Here is a 22202-nt window from a genome sequence, read left to right as displayed (position 1 = left end):
ATTTATACTATAAAAGCAATGGCAGTTTTAATATAAGTAATTAAGGGCAATCTTATCATTGGTATTAAATGTACGATCAGTCCCGTTTGAGCAAGCCAGCATCCATGAGTTTGCATCAGCTGTTGATGGGGTACCTGGTATCAATATAGCACCAATATTTGAAGCACCCTCGTTAGATGCGGCACCGCCACAGCTGTAAGAACGATCAAAATAATCAGTGTGACGGAAGCCGATGCAATGGCCAATCTCATGCTGTAAAACAGATGTTATATAATTCACATCCGGATTGGAGCCATAAGCCGCTGCATTAGTGTTCATTTGAATTTGCTTGTAAGGATTACCTTGTTTAGTAGGGAAGCCAGACGAACCTAAAGTAATGTAACCACCGCTTGGGCCCTGGTTAAAGCCTACTACCTGTATATTCCCACTGCTGCTTACTATTTGAAACTTAATTAATAAACTTAGTGCATTGTAACGGGCAACTGCATTTGCGGTAGCAGTTGCATATACAGTGGGCAGGTTTGAAACAGAAATGGTAATTGTTCTTGGTAAACTTTTTACAAGGTTGGTGGTTCGGTATTGCTCAGTTTCAGCTATCCTTAAATTTGGAGAAGTGCTGGCCTCAGCAAAATTTTCTTCGGTTAATAAAATATCACCTTCTACCAGGTAACCATCATTAACCTTGTGTACCTCGCTTGTACTAAATCCCAGATCTTTAATGTTTTGAAGCACTTCAGCAGATACTTCACTTTTTACTACCGGAGTTACCTGTGTTGAATTGCTGTTTTTTTGACAAGCAGACAAGACAGCAGACAATGCTACTACCGATAAACAGATTCTTAGTAAAAATTTTCTTTTCATGTGAATAAAGTTAATTGTTAATAAATCTTAGACTGGCCCAGCTTTTATAGTATTGTACTATAAATTTAAAGTTATAGAAAAATTAACAAATAAGAAAAAAATTGGAAAGTAAAATAAAAAAGGAATAAAAATTAATTATAATGAAAATTAAAAGATTTCTAAAAACATTGTTTAAGCTTACATTTTACCATTATTATAATCGGTAACAATAACCGATGTTTAATTCTTCAATCAAAAATAAATAACAGGTCGTCTCCGCAAGTAAGACATAAAAAGCTTAAACACTCATTTTCAGGTTTGTCAATTCCTTACCGTCCTTATCGGTAATAACAAGTTTAAATTCGGTTTTACTTTTGTCCTCATCCGCAATCTGGTAGGTAAATTTAATCTGTGTAGATGTGACTGCAGCACCGGTAATTTCCTTATCGTTAATTTTTATGATCAGTTTACCGGCATCCAGGTTTTTACCCGGTATGGTGATTTCATTGGGCTGGTTCACATTTATTTTACCAGGCTTTATATTCATAATGTCAATTTCCATTACCTGGCCCGGCTTAACCGTCGTATCGGCGTTAGGTTTAATGATTGTCTCAAATATGTCTTTTAGTTTCAGCATGGCCATATCGGTAAACAGTCCGGTTAAAGCGGCTATAGCTATAATACGATTTAAATTAACGGCTTCCGGTGAGCGGGATTTTTTTTTCAACGGAAGTCTTAGATTTAACAGTGTCTTTTTTAGGCGCAGGGCAAGTGGAATCAATCAGAGTTACATGGAACACTTTGTTTTGGTAAACAATGCAGGTACCTTTTGTCACCCTGTCAGGCCAATAGGCAATTATTGCAAGTAAAGAAATGCTGGTAAAAAATATCAATATAATACCAGCCCATAATTTCTCGCGCTTTATTAAGGAAGTCCGGCTGCTATAGCATTTTGTGTGGTTTCGGTTTGATCTGTCATTGTGATTTTAGTTTAGCCTTTTATTTCAAGTTCCATCGATAAGTGTGATCCGGTACTATCTGGTGTTATTGTTAAGTTTGGGAGTTGATTTCGCGTAACAAACGGATATTTAGTTACCAGATCATTGCCATCCTGCTCTACCGTATCTGAGCGTAATACCCTGCCCTGGCTTTTGCGGTTGTAGCCTGTGAGCATTCCCGGTTTCAGCATTTTAAATGGTTTTGCCGATTCCTTTTCTACCGGTACCATAATAATGAGCTCTTTTTCGTTCATCAAATCAAGCCCCTGCTTAAGCGTTGCGTTATGGCTGGAATGATGGCCCGCTTTATATAGAATGGTACGCGATAACAGGTCCTTACCGGTTACAGCTGAATCTATAAATTTAACATTGAACCAGCTTTGCCAGTTGCCTATCTGGGCATCACCTACGAAAAGCAATACTTTTTTTGATTCAACCAACTCAAAGGCCAGTACCAGGCTGGTGTTGTTAGTAAACTTATCCATGTGCAAAGCCAGTCGGCCAATCTCGCTCAGCCATTCATGGTCTATTTGCCGGTATTCGTTTGCCTGATCATAATACTCCTTTTTCGGGCGGCTATCAGGATTATTATCAATAAAATTCCGGCTAAACGGGAAGTCCGTTTCTCTGAAAATTTTGCCAGTACCGCTTTCGCTGCCTGCAGGCATATTTTCAAGCGCATCCAACATTAGAGAGCCTGATATATCCAGGTTTGCCATCTCCATAGTGGCATTCAATCCTTCCACACCTTCGGTTTTGGTGGGATCCATTTTAGTAAGCAGTTCATTCGAATAAGGCGGGCCAAGCACATACACATTTACACCCTCACTTAGTCCCGGTAATGGGAAATTTTGTCCGGGGGTAAGGAAGGTTACATTGTTCTGTGCTATTTCCAGAAGCTTGGTCATTGCCTTCCCGGTTGTTTGATCTTCGGCAAAAAGATCATAGACTTTTTTCTGATTGAGCATATTATCTACCAGGGGTACACCAGTAAATTTCTGTTCAAGCAGAGTATTCACTTTTTTGCTTTTTTTCCAGTATTTCTCTGTTGTCGATCTGATTATTTGCCCTTCCTCACTGCTTTCATCATCCAGAAATGATAACCATAATGCCCTTTCAGCATTTTTGTTTTTTAGCATGTCACCCGCACTCACAAACCCGCTCAGGTGATCTTTATGCTGGTGGGTAACTATAATGGTTAGTTTTTTATCGCCGAGGATGGCCTTAATATTTTCTGCAATTTCTTTTTCTCTTTTATCGTTTCCACTTGTGTAAGAACCAAAATCTATCAAATAATAAGCTTCTTCATTTTTTGAATTGGTGAATTTTAATAAAAAACAGTCGCCCAGATTCTTCTGGTTGTACATGCGTATGTTAACGGTTACTGACATAGCTTGAAAGCTTAATGGATGTGTAATGCAGCAAAGGGTTCGTCGCCCTGCATCATCAGGGCATTATTACCTTCATCTGGTTGATTAGCTATTGCATAATCCAGCTGGCGGAAAAGGCGCTCTGAACTATTGACACTTTTATTGATCGTATACCTGATCTCGTAATTGGCCATATCGATAATAATGGATGCTCCCCCATGAAATGCAAATTGGTTATCCTCAAAGTATCCCTGGTACCGCGAGCCCTTAAGGTTTACATGAACTTTTTGAAGGAACATGATCAGCATCGTCTTAATACTGTTTCCCGATTTCGGATCAGGCATTATCATGGGCCTGCATTTGTATACCTGGAAAATATTTCTTGGTTGTGCTACTAACTGCAATGGCTTTTCCATTGCGTCTCCAGACTCTTGCGGGTCTGTATAAGTGCAGCCCTTAAAATTCATACCCAGCAAGGCTTCTGTGCCAGCCGACATCTCTATTTGTTCATCGAATAATTCATGGACAATTTTGGCAAGGTCCTGTGATTGTTTGAAGATCACTTCGCGATCATTTTCACGAAGGATCCGCTCAATGAAACCAAGTACCCTGTTGAAATTCGGGTTGGAAGGCATTTTATACTCGGCAGAAAATTTGGGATCAAATGCAAATTTGATCGTTTTGACAAGATTGTCCAAATTTGTCTGGTTGTCCTGATGCTTGCCCTCTATTTGATATAACAGATCATCAGGTGCTTTCCATTTTAATGATTCCACTGAGAAGGTGTTCACTTCTGCTGGGATAATGCCCCAGCTGCGGAAGGATTCGAGCATGGCATAGCGCAAGCCTTCTTCATCATCGGGGTTAAATTGCAGATCGGCAGTTACTATGGCCCGCAGGTAATCGCCAAATGTCAGGTCTACCGGTGGGCAATAGTCGAGCGCCCGTATACAGATCAGCATTAGCTTTTCCGCGATATTGCAGGCTTCTTCGGATAGGCGCTTCACCAGGTCGGGGTCAATTTCACCCTGGGCTAATACCCCGGTTCCGTTTGATGCCAGTCTTATCAGGTCTGCCACTCTGAATTTGTACAATTTTGTAAAAGCATCAAAAACCGCAGCAACCAGCAAGCCGCCACGGCTGTGCGGCTCGGTAACAGTATGAAATTTCGTTGGATCGGGCGTCATGTTTGTCCAATTGCCAAGTTCATCCTTTTCAACCAAAAAGCTTCGCAGAGCCCGCCTGTTGCCAGATACGGCCTGGCCAAATTGTATGGCCAGATCGCCCAGAAGGTTCTCAGGAGAAAGCATGTCACCGCGCGAACTTTTGATTTGATCTTCAACAACTGCCTTAAAGGTAAAACGCTGCAATAGGGCTATGATATCTGCAAACCCCTCATGAAAGGCCAACATATCCGGGTTGGTATCCTTGGTTAAATAAGGGTGAATAGTGTGTAGAATGGCATGCGCGGTTTCGTGGGCTACGATATCCGGAGATAAGCAGGTAAAAACCGTGGCCCCGGGAACGTTATTGCCATCCCAATTACCCGAAGCTTTAAAATAACCGAACAGAAGTGCGTTTTTTTCAGGTGAGTAATAGGCGTTCTGCTGGCGCATGGCATGCGGGTATATCCTTAGCCTGGGGATAAACAGATTGCTATAATCGGATTTTTTCTCTTCAGCCGAGTTAGGGTCTTTAACGTTTTTCGTCACTTTAGACCAGATGATCTTTCGGCCCAGCGCTTTTTCAAACTGATTTATCACACTCATTACCACAGCATAAACCTGCTGCTGGTGAAACCTGGGGTCGCCGTCTGAGAGGTTAAGTCCATGGTCGGCCAGTACAAAGGGAGCATCCAGCGTGACAGGTTTGTAAAAGCATTTTTTTGTGGGATCATAATCAATCACCTCAACATACTCTCCAATAGGGCCGGGGCTGGTTGGTTCCCATTTTATTTTGTAGGTTACCTCGTTAAGCCGACGTTTGTTCAGGGTGGCAGAAAAGGACGGATCAAACGCATAACCCCTCAGCTTGCGGTAAAAGGGTTGCGAATACTCCGGTTGGGGTTTCATTTTGACGGGTTCTTCGTTCATGTGATGTGGTTTTAGCAGCTTCAGGATAAGTTCGGTTAAGTTGGGTTAATAAAATTACACTTACCAATTCATTAGAACAATAGCTATAATTAGCTATTTATCAATATATTAAACAATTTATCTAAAATTCCATTAATTGAATGTAACACCCTTGTGGAGTTCTATCGGTAGTGGCTCCAACTGACTACTGGCTACCAAAACCTTAATTTTATTATTGTTTCTTTTTCAGATTTTTCGGATCAATTTTTGCAAACCATATCAAATATGGTTATTGGGGTGATGTGCCTAAAGTAAGGAATTGCGAATGGACTTGAAAAACAAAATGGACAATGAATCCGGGGGAGTTTTCCGTGCGCCAGGCGCCCCTCCCACCTACTGGCTTACCCGCTTTGTCATTCTTCGCCTGCTGGGCGTGGTCTATGCTGTAGCCTTCCTGGTTGTTATCAATCAGATCGTTCCTTTGATCGGCTCTAACGGGCTCCTTCCCATCGGGATTTATCTTAAGCAGGTGAGCGCTGCACTGGGATCAGCAGGAGCCGGCTTTGTGCGACTGCCGTCACTCTTTTGGCTCTGGCATTCAGACACCGCACTTTTAACTGTGGCGTGGGTCGGATTCTTGCTTTCCTGTGTAGTAATGGCAGGCTACGCGGATGCGCTACTGCTTACTGTTCTTTGGCTGCTCTATATGTCCTTTGTTCACGTCGGACAAGACTGGTATGGATACGGTTGGGAGATCCAGCTTACCGAAACCGGTTTTCTCGCTATCTTCCTCTGCCCGCTATTCGATCTGCGTCCATTTCCAAGGTGCGCACCACCCCTGCCAATCATCGTTTTATTCCGGTGGCTGACCTTCCGGATCATGCTTGGCTCCGGAATGATCAAGTTCCGCGGGGATAAAATATGGCGTAACGGCACCGCCCTCTATTACCATTTCGAAACACAGCCCATTCCCGGTCCGTTGAGCCGGTGGTTCCATTTTTTCCCGCGTATAGCTCTGAAAATTGGAGTCTGGTTCAATTTTCTGGCCGAACTTGTGGCGCCGTGGTTCATATTCTGGCCGCGGATTGCTCGTCACATTGCCGGATCGATGATCGTGTTGTTCCAGGTCACCATTATTCTCAGTGGCAATCTCTCTTTTTTAAATTGGCTTACCATTATCCCAGCTCTGGCTTGTTTCGATGATGGTTTCTGGTCAAGGCTTCTTCCTAACCGGCTCGTTCGTAAGGCCGATGCCGCTGCCGGTCGCGCTGAAACATCCAAACCTATGTTAACCACAGCCTGGGTTGTTACCGGTGTTATTGCACTCCTTAGCATTCAGCCTGCACTTAATATATTATCTCCGGGCCAAATCATGAACACCTCATTTGACCCCCTGGATCTCGTAAATACCTATGGTGCATTCGGAACTGTGGGACAGGAACGCCTGAATGTAGTATTCGAAGGAACGACAGACGGGAAGCCTGACGACAAAGCCAACTGGAAACCCTACATCTACAAAGGTTTGCCTGTGTCACTTGACAAGCGGCCGCCACAAATAGCCCCTTACCAGTTGCGTTTAGACTGGCAAATGTGGTTCGCTGCTATGTCGTCTCCAAATGAATATCCATGGACGCTAAACCTTGTGTGGAAACTCCTTCATAATGATCCCGGTGCTGTAGGTTTGTTCGCTGGCAATCCCTTTACTGCCAGGCCACCGCAATATATCCGGGCGGTTCTATATCGCTATAAGTTTGCGAGGCCGGGCAATCCAAAAGGCCTTTGGTGGAATCGCGAGCGGGTGGGCCTCTGGCTTCCGGTTATGTCGGCTAAAGACCCGCGTCTGATCGCATTTCTAAAAAGTGCAGGATGGATTCGCTAAATTGACAAGTAAAATGAAGGTATCAGCTCTTTCGGCTGAAACATCCCAACTCAGGTAACGGAAGCTGAACGACAACAAGGATATGCTTACTACCATGCCGAAATTTTTGGTAAAGGGTATGGATCTAAAAAGCGGGGTACGTGCCTCAACATCAAACCCGGCTATGGAACTTCAGGCCTGGCCAAAAACTAACTTAATCTATTAACCGTAATGGTTAACCAAAAGCTCGCTTTTAACGTATAAGCAACTGTATTTTTCAGTTAATTTTATTTATGCCTACCCAATCAGAACTCTATCAGAAAGTTACGTCACTTGCATCTCTCGGTGTTTGGGAAAGGAACCTATTGACAGACGAGCTCTACTGGAATGCAACAGTTCGGGAAATTTATGAAGTAACTGATGATTTTAATACAACCCTTGAAAAATCAATAGCATTTTACCAGGATGCAGTTGCCATAAAACGACTGATTTACAATGTGATAAAAACCGGCAAACAAGAAACTGGTGAATTTCTAATAATTACAGCCAGGGGGAAACTCAAATGGGTCAAATTAAGAATAGACGCCGGCTTTAATGGTGATAAATGTGAATTACTCTATGGCACTTTAGAAGACATTACTGAACAAATCATTTTAATGCGTAAACTTGCTGAACGGGAAGAACAGTTCCACCATGCGTTTGAGTATGCCCCAATCGGAATGGCCCTTGTTTCACCTTCAGGTAAATGGATCCGGGTGAACAAAACGTTATGTCAGCTAGTCGGCTATGGAGAACAGGAGTTTTTAAAACGGACGTTCCAGGATATCACCCATCCGGAAGACCTTGATATTGATTTGCAGCAAATGTATCAGCTACTGGAAGATAAGATCACCGCTTACAATATGGATAAGCGTTATTTTCATAAAGATGGAAGTATTATATGGGTGTCATTAAATGTAACGTTGGTTAGGGATCAGTTGAGAAAGCCTTTATATTTTGTATCACAGATTAAGGATATCACAGAGCGAAGAAATCATTTGGAAATGCTGCAGGCGGAAATTGATGAACGGAAAAGTATGGAACTGGAGCGTATAAAAACACTTGAAATCATCAGGGGCCAGAATAGCAGGTTATTAAATTTTGCACACATTGTATCTCACAACCTGCGCTCGCATACCGCTAATATCCAGGTACTTTCAGATATGATCGCACAGGAAACCGACCCTATTGAAAAGGAAGACCTTACTGGTATGCTGGGAGTAAGCGCAGCAAGCTTGCAGGAAACGCTTGTTCATTTGAACGAGATAGTGGATGTACATACCAATTACAGGCAAAGCCTGAAGCACCTTAACTTATACAGGGAAATCCACAAAGCGGCAGATGCCTTATCAGCATCCTTAAGACTAGCCGCGGCCAGTCTTTTTATTGAGGTCGACCCTGGGATTGAAATTGAATACGATCAGGCTTACCTGGAAAGCATCCTGCTTAATCTGTTAACTAATGGGATCAAATACCGTAATGCCGAAAAGCCGTTGGAGATCAGCATAAAAGCTAGCCAGTCTCAGGACCAGGTCATACTGGTTATTCAGGATAATGGACTGGGGATAGATATGAATTTGCATGGCGATAAACTCTTTGGCATGTATAAAACTTTTCATGGGAACAAAGATGCCCGTGGAATTGGATTGTTCCTGGTAAAAAATCAGGTAGAAGCCATGGGCGGGCAAATCAATGCTTACAGCAAACCTGGAGAAGGTATGAGATTTACAATTGAATTTAAAAAGGCATCTCAGAACCCCGGGGAATAAGCTAAAAAAGGAGATCTCACCAAAATGCAATCCCCTTTTTACTTACTGGGCGGTGAGATCGTGCTTGAAATTTCAAAAGAAAACCCTTATCAATCCAAGTTGCCTCTTGTGGTTCTAAATGAATCCATCTGGCTCCCTAAAACGATTATGAATCATTTAATTTATGGTCGTTTTTTATTTAATGAAAGTGTAAGAACCTCACGTCTTTCTCGTCCTTGCCTCTTCAAGATCCAGTTCGCGTTCTTTGGCTTTTATAAGATGATCGGCATATTGCTTGCCCTTATGCATTTTATTAAGCTCATTTCTTTTAATATTAATTATTTCAAGCAATAACTGGCGGTATGTCTTTAAAAATGAAGGTGCGATGTCACCATCAGCAGATATGTTTCTTTCGGCAATTTCAACCATGCGTTCGTATCTTTCCTTTACCCGGCTAAAAACGGGGATCTCCACTATTTCTTTCGGACAGGAAGTTTCCATGTAATTAATCACAGCAGTTGCCATCCTGAGCCTGATCTCATTTTCCTGTTGCTCAGTGTTTTCATGAATTTCCAGTTTCATTAAACGAAGTATAAAAGGAAGACTAAGCCCCTGCAATATCAAAGTAAAAAGTATTACTACAAAAGTGATAAATAAGATGAGGCTTCTGTTCGGAAAGCCGGTTCCGTTAGCCAGGGTTAATGGTATTGCCAAGGCCGATGCCAGCGAAACTACACCGCGCATGCCGCTCCATCCTATTATGAACACGGTTTTCCAGCCCAGCTTGCCTTCTCTCCTTATTATTGCAGGGTTAATTAACCTTGGAATATAGGCTGCCGGAAACACCCAAAGTAAGCGCACAACAATGGTTAGCAGGCTAATGACCACTGCATACATAATAGTGTGCGGTAATGAGTAGTTTCCAATCCCTTTAATAATATCCTGCAATTGTAAACCAATAAGGATAAATACAATTCCGTTTAATAAAAAGATCATCACGTTCCATACAGTGAGTGATTGTAAACGGGAGTTATAGGCAAAAATATCAGAGGAACGGAATGATAAAAATAAGCCACCGCTTACAACCGACAATACGCCCGAATAATGAAAATGCTCTGCTGTAAGATACATCAAGTATGGGGTTATTAAGGTAAGCGCCGTATCAATACTAGGGGTTGTCGGTAAAAACCGGTGGATTAAGTAGGCCACATTTGCAATTGCTACGCCAATGATAATACCCATTATTACTACCAATAAAAAATTGGTGGCCGCATCCCAAAACACAAACTGACCGGTGAGCAAAGCTATTAGTGCAAAGCGAAACACTATAAGGCTGGATGCATCATTGATCAGGCTTTCGCCCTCCAAAACAGCAATTACCCGCCTTGGTACTTTAAGATCACGAAATACAGATGCGGCAGCCACAGCATCTGGCGGCGAAATAACCCCGCCAAGCAAAAAGCCCAATGCCAGCGAAAAATCAGGGATCAGTGTATGCGAAACAAAAGCTACTGCGGTAGCAGTAATTATAACAAGGCCAATGGCGAGTAAGCTAATTGGCCTTTTTAAGCTCCAGAACTCGCTCCACGAAGTATTCCATGCGGCTGAATATAAAAGAGGTGGCAGGAAGATAACAAAGATCAGATCCGGATCCATTTTTATAGTTGGAACGCCGGGTATAAAGCTGATGATAAGACCTGCTATCACCAGGAATATAGGATATGATATTTTTAGCTTTTCGCTCAGCAGCGCCAGCATTGATACAGCAAACAACAGGAATAGTATCAGCAATAAATTATCGTGCAGCATAACGGATCATTTAACGAGGCATCATCTGTGATAAAATTACCAGAAAAATATATAAATCGGTACTTTTAGGCTGATGTGCGCAGGTAAAAAGTCTGAACAGATTTCCATCATGAACTTAAACAAGTTAAAACATGCGGATAAGCCCGTTTAAACGGGTAATTATTAATTTGTTTTTAACCAGCCGGTAATACTCATTCGTGGTTTATTTGCCGGTAATACCTCATGTTCCAGTTCAGCACTTTTAAAAAAGATACTTTTACCATTTAGGGGTTCAATATCCTGAAGTCTATCAGGGTGATAGATGCGCAGTTCGCCGCCATCTGCTATTACCCAATCTTTGTTTAAATACATTATCATTGAATACGCCCTGTTTCCATTATGCTTGAAACGATCGAGGTGCCTGCCGTAAAAACTTCCTTTTTCATAAAGGGCGTAATGAAATTCATAACCTGTAATACCGGCATAGCAAGTACGGTTTAAAAAGGCTACAAAAAGATCGACTAAGTCAAAAAAGTCATTTTCATAAGGATCTTTATGGAGCCTGTCGAGCCAATAGATCTTATCGCTCCTTAACAATTTGTCGTGATTTACAATTTGATCATTTCCCGTTCCTGCAGAAATCAATTGCCGGCCCCGATAAAGGTCACGCAGGTTTTGGGTTAAATGAGCAGCGAGGGCCTTATTTAAAAAGTCCTTCGCCACACCCACCTGATCAGCAAGGTAACTACCTATCAGTTCGTTAAATATGAGTTCCAATTTGGTGAAGGTAGCATTAAACTTTAGCTATCCGGGATTTTAATCCACTGCCTGAATAATATTTGCCTATCATCAACCAAGGTTAAAACAAAATATTTACGCTGCGATCCAATAAAATACTTTTTAGCTATCAGCTATTTTCCTTATTTGTTAGATTTGGCCAGCCATTCCATATATTTCTGTTTAAGAAAATGATTGCCATCCCTCACATATTCTGGTGATGATACAGTAAAATGATCGCCGGGGTAATAGGCAAACTGGAACGTTAAGTTTAATTTTTTCATTTCAGTTTCCAGCATCGTAACTGCATAGTTTAAAAGAAAATTATCTTGTTTGCCTACAGAGATCCGCAGTTTGCCATCAAGATCAGACTTCACTTGTTCCCAATTATTCCTTAAGTATAAGGAGATGTCATAATTTTTCCAATGTGAAAAAACTGCAGTATCAATTTCACCTGTGGTGCTGTTGCAAATACTTTGTGGCAATCCGTCGCTCCCTTTTTTACTAAAAACAGCATTAAAAGAATGCATTTGTTCCCCACGATAGATCACCTCCTCTGCCCTGTAAACATTTTTCATAGTGGCCCATGGAAAAAATCCTGCAACTGTTGCAACCAGGTTTAAAGTGCTGTCTTTACCATAAAACATATTTTTATCGGCATACATATTAATTTTTTGAAAGTTTCTGAAATCAACCGGGTCAGGTGAGCTTGACCAGCATCCGTCAAAAACCTTTGGATAATGTGTTTGCAGCCACGCCACGGTCCATCCTCCGCTGCTATGCCCTGTTAATAATTTTGCGCCATTGCATCTGTATTCCTTTTCGAGCAAAGGGATAAACTCCGTTGTCAAAGCATCGCCCCATGGGCCATTATTTTCACTATTTGCATAAACGCTGTGCCCTAACGGGCAGTTTCCATCTAGATAAACCACTATCATCGGCACACTGTCAATGGGGTTGCCTGGCACAGCAGATCCGGAATAACGATGATAATCTCCCCCATAACCTGAAACCTTGAAAAGAACGGGAAACTTTCTGTTGGGCTCTTTATTATATTCTTTGGGAAGAATAACCGCAGCATCAACTGTTATGGATTTTCCATGAAACTTGCTAAGCAGCGCAGAGGGTGCTTTTAGTTCTTTTACAAACTCAGTTTCTTTAAATTCAGGAGCCTGGATTACCTTATCGGCAACAAGGTGATAAACTGTCTTTGTGCTTTTGTTGATATCTATTTTAATAGGATCGCTGTACAAATTACCGGGGCTTTCGGCTATAGAACGGCCTCCCATATTTTTATCCCATACAATTTGCGAATAATATTGCCCGCGTTCAATATCAGTTAAGGCAACGGGGTAACCGGCAGCCTTATCGTCAATTTTAACAGTTGTGCCAGGTTTTAAATTTTTAACGTACACAGAAAAACAAGGGGAAGAATCAAATCCTACCATACCGCTTTTAGGTGTTTTATTTTCTTTGGATAAATACAGGATAACATACCCGGTAAAGGTTTCACCGGAGGCTGATGGAGAATAGCTTACTTCAAACTGCTGTGCAAATCCATTAAAAACAATTGCGGAAACCAGTAAAATGCTGAATAGAATTTTTTTCATTGTAGTGTTGGGTTTGACAAATATCATAAAAAATTTATGCAAACATTCTGTGAAGTCTTAATGATAAGTGTTTTTATTTTGATCAATATCTTACGATAGCGATGTGAGTATCCCTTGAATTTTTTGTTTTAAATCAGGAAGATCATTTTTAGCTATTTCCCAAACAAGATGCAGGTTTATTCCAAAATATTCGTGTATCGATATATTTCTAAAACCTATTATTGCTTTCCATGGAATTGAAAAATTTACCGATTTTAATTCATCAGTAAGAGCATTGCAGGCCTCTCCAATAATTTCAATTTGTTTAATGGTTGCAAAACGTTTCTCTGAACTCTCTAAAAATTGTTCATATGAATTATCATGAAGGTAAACTCCTATTTCATTTATTGCATCTAAAATATGCATTAATCTTACTTTGTCTCCTAAACTACCTTTCATATATTAAAATCTTATCTCTGTCAATAAGGGGTTTAATATACTTTGAAAGACCTTCATAGCTAACTAAATCAACTTTCTTCTTTAAAATCTGCTCGAGCTCGTCTTTATAAGAAAAAAACTTTATTCCTATAGGTGTAGTGTGATCCAATTCAACCAATATATCAATATCACTGTTTTCATCGGCCTCATCTCTTGAATATGAGCCGAATATATATGCCTTCTTTACCGGATGGCAAGAAAAAAAACTTCGGATATTATCAATATGTTGAGTTGAAAGATTCATTTAAACAAATATAGCTAATTCAAAAATAATAAATCGATTTCAAAACCGGCACTCCCAAAGGTTCACCAAAAACTGTTCATAATTATATAGTGTTTGAATATGCCAAACAACTATTAATCATTTATTTATGGGTCGATTTTAATGATTTTATAAATATTAAGATCATTCACAGCCTATATTCTTCTTTTTCTTACAATCAATAACAAACACTATATTGAAGTATTTTATTAACTATATTACTTCCTGGCTATTGTATGTTCTCTTTAACACAACAATGTAAATTTTTATTAAAAAAGCTATTTGAATTGCGTGATTTAGTGTGTAACTTAGTATAACCAATTCCTAAAACCATTTATTAAGAGAAAGTTATCATGAAGAAAAAAGCTATTGTAGTTTGTCAGCCTGATGAGACTGAAACTAGTAAATTAGAAGTACAAATCCACCATTTAGAAGTACCAATCCACCATAATTGTACTCAGAAAATTTATTTTCGCCATTCTTTTTGTGACCATTCACATGGCAGGGTTAATAAATTCCCATTCGGTAGTCTTCATGGGCCGGGAGCTTTTTAAGAAAGTAATTCAGGATTTGTTTTTAACACCCTTATTGCTTTCACTAAATAGGCTCATTTTCAGACCTGGCACGCCAGATCTGAAGCGGGTGTATTACCGAACAGTTTCAATCCTAAGTCTGCTTATAAATTGTAAATCAAGTTATTAGGCGTTTCACAAATTCACCTTTCTTTCAAAACCGAACAATCAACCGTCCGCAAACGATACATTAACCTTATAAATCACAATAACAAATTACTGATTAACAATATCTTACAAAAATGGCACGGAATTTTGGTATTCGTACGCATTAAACGCGTAATATCATGATTAAAAACTATCTAAAAACGGCCTGGCGTAATCTTATCAAAAACAAAGTACACTCTTTTATTAACATTGTGGGGTTATCGGTTGGTATGGCTGTAGCTATATTGATCGGTCTTTGGATCTGGGACGAGCTGTCTTTTGATAAATCGTTTCAAAATTACGACCATATTGCCCAGGTAAAGCAAAACGTAACCAATAACGGCGAGGTGCAAACCTGGGAACAGGTACCCTACCCTTTAGCTGCCGAACTGCGCAAAAGCTATGGCAATGATTTTAAATATGTAGTATTGGCCGTAGGTATGGGCGACCATTTATTAGCACTTGATAATAAAAAATTAACCCGCACCGGGGGCTTTATGGAAGCACCGGGCCCTGAAATGCTAACCCTTAATATGCTGAAAGGCAATAAAAGCGGATTAAAAGATCCTACCTCTATCCTGATCTCTGCTGCAACTGCCAAAGCCTATTTTGGCGATGCCGACCCTATAGACAAAACCTTAAAGATAGATAACCAGATAGTGGCAAAAGTAGCTGGTGTTTACAGCGATATGCCCCGGAACTCAACCTTTGCCGACCTTGGTTTTATCGGATCGTGGGAAATGTTTTATAATGCCAATGATCTAAAGTCCATGAACGAACCATGGCGACCTAATTTTTGCACTTTATTTGTGCAAATGGCTGATAATGCAAACATGGCTGCAGTTTCCTTAAAAATAAGGGATTTAAAATTGCATAAAGTGAGCGCAATGCTTGCTAAAAAGAAACCTGCACTTTTTCTGCAGCCCATGAACAGGTGGCATTTATATGATGAGTTTAAAGATGGCAAAAACACAGGTGGCCGCATTCAATATGTTTGGATGTTTGGTATCATCGGGGTGTTTGTGCTTTTGCTGGCCTGTATTAATTTTATGAATTTAAGTACTGCCCGGTCTGAGAAACGTGCCAAAGAGGTGGGTATCCGTAAGGCAATAGGTTCACTGCGGGCAGCTGATCTACCAGTTCTTCAGCGAATCGCTGTTATGTGTGGCCCTTGCTTTTTTGGTGGCTGTGCTATTTGTACAATTAAGCTTACCATTTTTTAATGAAGTGGCCGATAAAAAGATGAGCATTTTATGGGGTTCACCATTATTTTGGATACTGAGCGCTGGCTTTAGCTTGCTTACCGGATTAATAGCAGGCAGCTACCCTGCGTTTTACCTGTCATCATTTCAGCCTGTTAAGGTTTTGAAAGGCTCCTTCAAGGTTGGGCGACTGGCCGCTATCCCGCGCAAGGTGCTGGTTGTGGTTCAGTTTACTGTTTCAATCACCCTGATCATTGGTACGGTGGTGGTTTTCCGCCAGATAAAGTTTGCTGAGGACAGGCCTGTAGGCTATAGCCGCGATGGGTTGGTATCTGTTCCGATCGGCACACAGGATATTCATAAAAATTATGAAGCAGTAAAAAATGAATTATTTAAAACCGGTGCTATTGTGTCAGTAGCAGAAGGTGATGTAGCGCCTACCTCGTCAGCAGGCAGTACAAGTGCCATTGAGTGGAAAGATAAAGACCCTAACCTGAGTGTAGATTTTCAGCAAGCAGCCGTATCGCCTGAGTATGGTAAAACAGCCGGCTGGCAATTTAAAGGTGGTCGTGATTTTTCCCGGGAGTTTCTTTCCGATTCTTCAGCTGTGGTAATAAACGAAGCTGCTGTAAAATTTATGGGGCTTAAAAACCCTGTGAATGATTACGTAAAATATTACGGCAACCAATTCAAAATAGTAGGTGTAATAAAAGATATTATTGTTGATTCGCCTTACGGGCAGGTAAAGCCATCTGTGTTTTTCCTTAATAAGGGCGCGGGAAGTACAGTATTGCTAAGAATAAACCCTAAAATTAGTGCAAGCCAGGCAATTGAAAGGATTGAGCCTGTGTTTAAGCGGTTTAATGCTGAGCAACCATTTACGTATAATTTTGTTGACCAAATGTATGCCAAAAAATTCGGTAATGAACAGCGTGTGGGTAAGCTGGCAGCATTTTTTGCCAGCCTGGCTATACTAATCAGTTGCCTTGGCCTATTTGGTATGGCTTCGTTTATGGCAGAACAACGGGTAAAAGAAATTGGTGTACGCAAAGTATTAGGTGCTTCGGTATTTAATCTTTGGCGCATGCTATCCACCGATTTTATTGGCCTGGTGACTGTTTCATTGTTGATCGCAACCCCGCTCGGCTGGTACCTGATGCACAACTGGCTGCTGCATTTTGATTACCGTTCAAGCATATCAGGCTGGATCTTTATTTTAACCGGTTTGGGAGCAATAGCAATCACCTTAATAACGGTAAGCTTCCAATCAATAAAAGCAGCATTGGCTAACCCTATAAAGAGTTTAAAAACAGAATAGACGATGACATTCTTCTGAAGCTTATAAATATGCGAAAATCACCATTTATCAATTTGCTGTAATTATTTTTAATAATTGTTGTCATATAGACTAAATCAACTAGACATGAAAGCTTTAATATTTATCACAGTAACCGGTGGCTTGCTTGCCCATTCACTTTTGGGGTGTAGCCAGTTGGCAAAATATGATCTGTTTTATCATGCAGATCATAAAACGGTGCCGGTTAAAAAATGCTGCTGCAATCAAAATAAAGTTGCCCGAACTGTCGCGCTAAAAAAATTGCCCGGAGTTTAGCAGTTGGTGATCAAGTTTCGTTAAAATTCACACTGACACATTGATCTCGTGTTAAGTCAACAGTCTTAAGTCGCAAGTCTTAGGTGAAATTTTGTCTTTTTCTGGCTTAGAACTCAAGACTTTCGACTCAAGACTAAGCGTCAATTCATGATTGACACGACACTAGTGCGCTTTGTAAACCAAAAAGTCACCCACCTCGCGTAGCTGACTTTTTTATTAACTATTAACTGACCAAATGTTTAACGACAAACGATCTGGTATTATAAACATAAACTATTGACAATTAGTGCAATGTGTGAAAATCACCCTATAAAACATTGTTTATAAAACAACAGAATTAAACTGATAATCAGCCTGATTCATTGCTATTGCTACTAATTTTTGTTAATAACCGGGGTTTTGTTTTGTGTTTGAGTTGGCATCTATTTCGGCCTGCGGAATTGGTAAGATCCGTTTGTTATTACCAACAGGCACCAGCTCTATTGAGGGTGCTGAATCATCCTGCTGCGGGCGAACTATATTCAAATTCAACCTTGTAAAATCAAAATATCTTAGGCCCTCAAAGGCAAGCTCCTTTCTTCGTTCATTTAATATATCTGTTATAAGCTGCGCACCGGTTGAAGTGTACCCTGCAAATGCGGGATCACGTTTTTTTGCGAGTTCGTTGAGATAAATTAAGGCGTTAATATTATCGGTGGTACGGGCATAGCTTTCAGCAAGTGTAAGCAATACTTCAGCATACCGGATGATCTTAATATCATCCTTATCGCTCGGGTTGGTAACATTGCTATATTTATTGTTTACCAATGCTGGGTCGCCCAGGTGATCGCCTTCGTATATCAAACCCTTACGTGCATCTGTTGCTGCATATTTGCTGTACAGATCCTGCGTAACCAGTGCATCCCCATAGCCATCCTGCGAATAGAAATAATCTAAACCATCAAAGTTATTGTTGTTTGCAGTGGTTAAGGCCAGCTCAAATATGGTTTCTGTTAAGTTAGATACGCCGGCTGGGTTTGCCCAATAAGCAGCAAGGTTATCAGCATTGGTTAATGTATATCCACCATTATTAACAACATCAAGCGCCGCTGTTTTAGCATTTGCATAATCGCCTTTATACAAATATACCCTGGCTTCAATAGCTTTAACCGCATGCTTAGCTATGTAATAGGAGTTGGTGTTATGCAATGACGTCCCGGCTTCAGGCATCAGCATAAATGCACTGTCCAGATCACTTATTATTTTATTATATACATCAGATACTTTTGCCCTGGCAGGTTTTGTAAACGCAGTGGCCGGGCTTGTTGGTACTGTTATGATTGGAACACCGTCAGCATTAGGATCTACAGTATAAGGTTTGGCAAAAAAGTTAACCAGCTCAAGGTAGCAAAGGGCCCTTGCTGCATAAGCTTCCCCTTTAAGCTGTTTCACATCATCGTTTGAAGCTACATTGGCCGCAATAATACGGTTAGCCTGCAATATTGAATAATATCCTTGCGAGTAAATGTCGTTGGCCTCGCCATTTGTAGCGGTAAATGTGTAATTGTTTTCAGCCTGGTACCGGCCTGCATTGTTATAGCTAATGTAAATATTATCAGGCAGCAGGTCGCCCAAAATAGGAATATCACGCCCAAAGAAGTTAGTACGGCTCATAGTGGCATACATACCATTTACCGCCTCATTTAAATCAGTTGGCGTTTTTATGGCTCCGCTTACCGGTATAGCCGCCGGCGGACTTTGATTAAGGAATTCTTTTTTGCAGGATGCCAATGCAGTTAAAGCTGCGAGTGACAAATAAATATATAGTTTTTTCATTTTGTTATTTTTTATAATCCAATATTTAAACCTATCGTGAATGTTCTAACCTGTGGAACTTCCAGGTTGCTGATACCGGTTACTCCTACTTCGGGGTCAAATGGTATATGCTTGTCATAGGTTTTAGTAAACAGGTTAGTTCCGCGGCCATACAAATACAGCCTGGTTATTCCTGCTTTTTTTAAATAATTGATGTTTTTAAAATCATACCCAATGGTTAAGTTTTTCAGGCGTACATAATCGCCCTTGTATAAAAACCTGCTTGATATATCTGACGATTCGCCATCATTTGTACCGCCGAGCACAACTTTCGGAACGTCAGTGACCTGGCCCGGGGTTTTCCACCTGCGGGTATAAACATATTGGTACCTGTTGTTAGGCAGATAAGTTCCATCAGCCAGGTAGTAAGAGAAACTATCAAAAATGTAATTGCCAAAATTATAGTACACATCTACCGACAGTGTGACGCCTTTATAGGTAAAAGTGTTGTTAAAACCCCCAAACCCTTTCGGATCTGCCTGTTTAGCCTCTACACGGGCTGCAGCGCTATAATTGTTGGTGGTAGTTTTTTTAGATGCATCGGTGTACCATAAAGCATCACCATTGGCAGGGTCGACACCGGCATATTGGCGCATATAATAGGTGTAAAAATCCCTGCCCTCATTTACCCTGAAAACACTATTGATATATGGGGCATGGTCAGATAATTTGGTAACTGTATTTTTATTTAAGGCGATGTTAAAGCTGGTGTTCCAGGTAAAGTCCTTTGTTTTAACGGGGACGCCTTTTATTTCAAATTCAAACCCTTTGTTAACCATGGCGCCAACATTTGATGTTATTGTTGCGAAGCCGGTTGTTAATGAAATTGGTACAGCCTGGATAAGTTTGTCAATATTGTTACGGTAATAGTCAATATCGAAAGTTAAACGGTCATCAAAAAAGCCAAAATCAATCCCAACATCAAACTTATGGGCCGATTCCCAGGTTAAATTCGGATTACCTATATTATTAAAGGTTTGGCCGTTGGCGCCGCCATAGTTAGCACCATAAGCAGCTGTTGTTTGGGTAAAATAATAATTATTGTTGCCGAAGTTTGCATTACCGGTAGTACCGTACGAGCTGCGGAGCTTTGTAGAAGAAAAAATATTCTGTTTTCTGAAGAAATCTTCCTCATCTAAGTTCCAGGTACCGCCTATTGAGTAAAAATTGCCATAACGGCTGCTGCTGCCAAATACCGATGAACCATCGCGCCTGTAGGTTGCGCTAAGCACATATTTATTTTTAAAGTTTATGCTGGCCCTTGAATAAATGGCATCAAAAGTATAATTGCCAAAGCTGGCTTGCGCCTGGATTGGAACTGATGCGTTGATAGACGTAATAAGCGTAGGCTGTGAAACCGGGAAGCCATTTGAATTGGTTACCAAAAAGTACGCCTGGTTTTTTTGTGCCTCATACCCTACTGTTGCATTAATGGTAAAATCTTCACTGCCGCCAATTTTGTACTTATAGTCCAGCTGGTTGCGGGTAATGAAATTAAAATAACGGGTATAGTTATCATAGGCAGTGCCGCCGCTTGATACGCCATCCCCCTGTATTGGGTTATTGTATATATTTTCCTCTAAAGCGTCATAATCAATACTGGCAAATGAGGTAAAATTAAGTTCGTCCCAAATGTTCCATTTCACCGAGCCTGTACCCAGTATCCTGGTAATATTTGCCTGGTTCCTATCATTGGCTACCAGCCACAAAGGGTTAAATGTACTTGAGAAATTGGTGGCACCCGAAGTTTTGGAATTAACAGAGCCATCATCATTACGTGCCAGCTGGAATGGGCGTAAAAAATAAGCCGCTAAAACGGGGTTAGCAAATGCTCCGCCATTTGTTGGTGTATTTTGGATAATGTTTGACGCGTTTATGTTGAAGTTAAGCGTAACACGTTTACTGATGTTATGATCAATATTCAGCAAGCCGTTTATCCTTTTAAGTTTTGAGCCTATAGTAGTGGCTTCTTGTTTAAAATATCCGCCTGATGCAAAAACGCGGGTATTATCGTTGCCGCCTGATACTGATAAATTGTATTGCTGCTGACTGCCATTCCGGGTTACAATGTCATACCAGTTGTTATAGCGGCCATTCAAACCATAACTTTGTGATACGGAAGCAATTGCATCATCGTCATATCCATAGTTTTTCAAACCCTCAATAAATATTTCTTTAAACTGGGGCCCTGTTAATGGCTTGCCGTCTTCGCGTTGGGGCAGGTTGTTTGTACGCCCTATTTCTGTATCAAAACGGATTTGGGTTTTACCGTTCTTTCCTTTTTTGGTGTTTATTACAATTACACCATTTGAGCCCCGCGAACCATAAATGGCTGTTGCCGCAGCATCTTTAAGCACTGTAATGTTATCAATATCATCCTGATTAATCCCTGCAAGCACGCTTGTTGATGTAGTAAGGGACGACAGATCTCCCGAGTTTATAATGGCTCCATCAATTACATAAAGCGGGTTTGAGCCGGCTCCTATTGATCCAACGCCCCGCAAACGCACCTGTACATCAGCACCTGGTTGGCCCGAATTTGATGTTATATTTAAGCCAGCAACCTCACCCTGTAATGACTCTATAGGCGATGTAAAGGGCTTATTTTCGTTTTGACGCCCGTTAACAACAGATGCTGCACCGGTATATGCTTTTTTAGCCAATGACCCATAGCTGTCCTTTACAACAACCTCGGTAAGTAAATGGGTATCGGTTACAAGTTTTATATTATAGATATTGTCTGCGCCAATTGTTAATTTAAAAGTTGTGTACCCGATATAGGAAAATGAAAGCACCTGTCCGGGACTGGCCGTAATTTCATAATCGCCATCGTTATTTGTTAATACACCCTGGTTAGTTGTTTCTAACCTTACAGAAACTGCAGGTAGCGGAAATCCATCGTCGCCGGTAACTTTACCGGTAATTTTTTTGCTTTGTGCTATTGCTACGGAAAACCCGGCCAACAAGAGCAAGCAT

Annotated in this window: 17 protein-coding genes; 6 read left to right on the top strand and 11 right to left on the bottom strand. The window is 40.8% G+C overall.

Annotation, left to right across the window (positions count from 1 at the left end; genetic code table 11):
* Window positions 1-27 precede the first annotated feature (27 nt).
* From JWQ54_RS25155 to JWQ54_RS25140, 4 genes are all read right to left on the bottom strand, one after another.
* Entirely contained in the window at window positions 28-861 is an 834-nt protein-coding gene (locus JWQ54_RS25155; RefSeq protein ID WP_299590556.1) for a M57 family metalloprotease, read from the bottom strand.
* A 277-nt stretch (window positions 862-1138) separates the two neighbouring features.
* On the bottom strand, window positions 1139-1567 hold the full coding sequence (locus JWQ54_RS25150; RefSeq protein WP_299590555.1) for an IPT/TIG domain-containing protein: 429 nt from the start codon (window positions 1565-1567) through the stop codon (window positions 1139-1141).
* 264 nt (window positions 1568-1831) lie between these two features.
* Window positions 1832-3229 carry a hypothetical protein gene (locus JWQ54_RS25145; protein WP_299590554.1) on the bottom strand — a complete coding sequence of 466 codons (1398 nt, stop codon included), beginning with the start codon at window positions 3227-3229 and terminating at the stop codon, window positions 1832-1834.
* Between the two features lie 11 nt (window positions 3230-3240).
* Entirely contained in the window at window positions 3241-5301 is a 2061-nt protein-coding gene (locus tag JWQ54_RS25140; protein ID WP_299590553.1) for a hypothetical protein, read from the bottom strand.
* Window positions 5302-5605: 304 nt separating this feature from the next.
* Here JWQ54_RS25140 and JWQ54_RS25135 point away from each other — a divergent pair, with 304 nt between their 5' ends.
* Both JWQ54_RS25135 and JWQ54_RS25130 read left to right on the top strand, forming a co-directional pair.
* Window positions 5606-7159, top strand: coding sequence for a lipase maturation factor family protein (locus JWQ54_RS25135; protein ID WP_299590551.1), 1554 nt, complete (start codon window positions 5606-5608; stop codon window positions 7157-7159).
* Window positions 7160-7431: 272 nt separating this feature from the next.
* A complete protein-coding gene (locus tag JWQ54_RS25130; RefSeq protein WP_299590550.1) occupies window positions 7432-8946 on the top strand; it encodes a PAS domain S-box protein in 1515 nt (504 codons plus the stop codon).
* Between the two features lie 198 nt (window positions 8947-9144).
* Here the strand turns inward: JWQ54_RS25130 and JWQ54_RS25125 are convergent, their stop codons facing one another.
* The 5 genes from JWQ54_RS25125 to JWQ54_RS25105 form a co-directional block, all read right to left on the bottom strand.
* Entirely contained in the window at window positions 9145-10734 is a 1590-nt protein-coding gene (locus JWQ54_RS25125; protein ID WP_299590548.1) for a Na+/H+ antiporter, read from the bottom strand.
* Window positions 10735-10896: 162 nt separating this feature from the next.
* On the bottom strand, window positions 10897-11490 hold the full coding sequence (locus JWQ54_RS25120; RefSeq protein ID WP_299590546.1) for a 2OG-Fe(II) oxygenase: 594 nt from the start codon (window positions 11488-11490) through the stop codon (window positions 10897-10899).
* Between the two features lie 143 nt (window positions 11491-11633).
* Window positions 11634-13100, bottom strand: a complete 1467-nt coding sequence (locus tag JWQ54_RS25115) for an alpha/beta hydrolase-fold protein (RefSeq protein ID WP_299590544.1) — start codon at window positions 13098-13100, stop codon at window positions 11634-11636.
* Window positions 13101-13190: 90 nt separating this feature from the next.
* Complete coding sequence (locus tag JWQ54_RS25110; RefSeq protein ID WP_299590542.1) at window positions 13191-13538, bottom strand: DUF86 domain-containing protein; 348 nt, start codon at window positions 13536-13538, stop codon at window positions 13191-13193.
* Window positions 13528-13821 carry a nucleotidyltransferase domain-containing protein gene (locus JWQ54_RS25105; protein WP_299590540.1) on the bottom strand — a complete coding sequence of 98 codons (294 nt, stop codon included), beginning with the start codon at window positions 13819-13821 and terminating at the stop codon, window positions 13528-13530. The genes JWQ54_RS25110 and JWQ54_RS25105 overlap by 11 nt, the downstream gene beginning before the upstream one ends.
* Before the next feature lie 371 nt (window positions 13822-14192).
* Here JWQ54_RS25105 and JWQ54_RS25100 point away from each other — a divergent pair, with 371 nt between their 5' ends.
* The 4 genes from JWQ54_RS25100 (at window position 14193) to JWQ54_RS25085 (ending at window position 17372) form a co-directional block, all read left to right on the top strand.
* Window positions 14193-14393, top strand: a complete 201-nt coding sequence (locus tag JWQ54_RS25100; protein WP_299590538.1) for a hypothetical protein — start codon at window positions 14193-14195, stop codon at window positions 14391-14393.
* A gap of 305 nt (window positions 14394-14698) precedes the next feature.
* Window positions 14699-15781: an ABC transporter permease gene (locus JWQ54_RS25095; RefSeq protein ID WP_299590536.1), complete on the top strand. Its 1083-nt coding sequence runs from the start codon at window positions 14699-14701 to the stop codon at window positions 15779-15781.
* A gap of 19 nt (window positions 15782-15800) precedes the next feature.
* Window positions 15801-17078, top strand: a complete 1278-nt coding sequence (locus JWQ54_RS25090) for an FtsX-like permease family protein (RefSeq protein WP_299590534.1) — start codon at window positions 15801-15803, stop codon at window positions 17076-17078.
* Window positions 17079-17183: 105 nt separating this feature from the next.
* On the top strand, window positions 17184-17372 hold the full coding sequence (locus JWQ54_RS25085) for a hypothetical protein (RefSeq protein ID WP_299590532.1): 189 nt from the start codon (window positions 17184-17186) through the stop codon (window positions 17370-17372).
* A 384-nt stretch (window positions 17373-17756) separates the two neighbouring features.
* On the opposite strand, the gene JWQ54_RS25080 is transcribed toward JWQ54_RS25085, so the two are convergent.
* Window positions 17757-19187, bottom strand: a complete 1431-nt coding sequence (locus JWQ54_RS25080; protein WP_299590531.1) for a RagB/SusD family nutrient uptake outer membrane protein — start codon at window positions 19185-19187, stop codon at window positions 17757-17759.
* Between the two features lie 11 nt (window positions 19188-19198).
* Entirely contained in the window at window positions 19199-22189 is a 2991-nt protein-coding gene (locus JWQ54_RS25075; RefSeq protein WP_299590530.1) for a SusC/RagA family TonB-linked outer membrane protein, read from the bottom strand.
* Between the last annotated feature and the right edge of the window lie 13 nt (window positions 22190-22202).

Origin of the sequence: Mucilaginibacter sp. (genome assembly GCF_028288225.1) — a bacterium.
GTDB lineage: Bacteria > Bacteroidota > Bacteroidia > Sphingobacteriales > Sphingobacteriaceae > Mucilaginibacter.
This window is presented reverse-complemented; position numbering and strand designations above follow the sequence as displayed.

Bases quoted from the DNA above. Each gene is read 5' to 3' on its own strand.
- JWQ54_RS25155 (WP_299590556.1), bottom strand. From the start codon at position 861: ATGAAAAGAAAATTTTTACTAAGAATCTGTTTATCGGTAGTAGCATTG.
- JWQ54_RS25145 (WP_299590554.1), bottom strand. From the start codon at position 3,229: ATGTCAGTAACCGTTAACATACGCATGTACAACCAGAAGAATCTGGGC.
- JWQ54_RS25140 (WP_299590553.1), bottom strand. From the start codon at position 5,301: ATGAACGAAGAACCCGTCAAAATGAAACCCCAACCGGAGTATTCGCAA.
- JWQ54_RS25135 (WP_299590551.1), top strand. From the start codon at position 5,606: ATGGACTTGAAAAACAAAATGGACAATGAATCCGGGGGAGTTTTCCGT.
- JWQ54_RS25130 (WP_299590550.1), top strand. From the start codon at position 7,432: ATGCCTACCCAATCAGAACTCTATCAGAAAGTTACGTCACTTGCATCT.
- JWQ54_RS25125 (WP_299590548.1), bottom strand. From the start codon at position 10,734: ATGCTGCACGATAATTTATTGCTGATACTATTCCTGTTGTTTGCTGTA.
- JWQ54_RS25115 (WP_299590544.1), bottom strand. From the start codon at position 13,100: ATGAAAAAAATTCTATTCAGCATTTTACTGGTTTCCGCAATTGTTTTT.
- JWQ54_RS25110 (WP_299590542.1), bottom strand. From the start codon at position 13,538: ATGAAAGGTAGTTTAGGAGACAAAGTAAGATTAATGCATATTTTAGAT.
- JWQ54_RS25105 (WP_299590540.1), bottom strand. From the start codon at position 13,821: ATGAATCTTTCAACTCAACATATTGATAATATCCGAAGTTTTTTTTCT.
- JWQ54_RS25100 (WP_299590538.1), top strand. From the start codon at position 14,193: ATGAAGAAAAAAGCTATTGTAGTTTGTCAGCCTGATGAGACTGAAACT.
- JWQ54_RS25095 (WP_299590536.1), top strand. From the start codon at position 14,699: ATGATTAAAAACTATCTAAAAACGGCCTGGCGTAATCTTATCAAAAAC.
- JWQ54_RS25090 (WP_299590534.1), top strand. From the start codon at position 15,801: ATGAGCATTTTATGGGGTTCACCATTATTTTGGATACTGAGCGCTGGC.
- JWQ54_RS25085 (WP_299590532.1), top strand. From the start codon at position 17,184: ATGAAAGCTTTAATATTTATCACAGTAACCGGTGGCTTGCTTGCCCAT.
- JWQ54_RS25080 (WP_299590531.1), bottom strand. From the start codon at position 19,187: ATGAAAAAACTATATATTTATTTGTCACTCGCAGCTTTAACTGCATTG.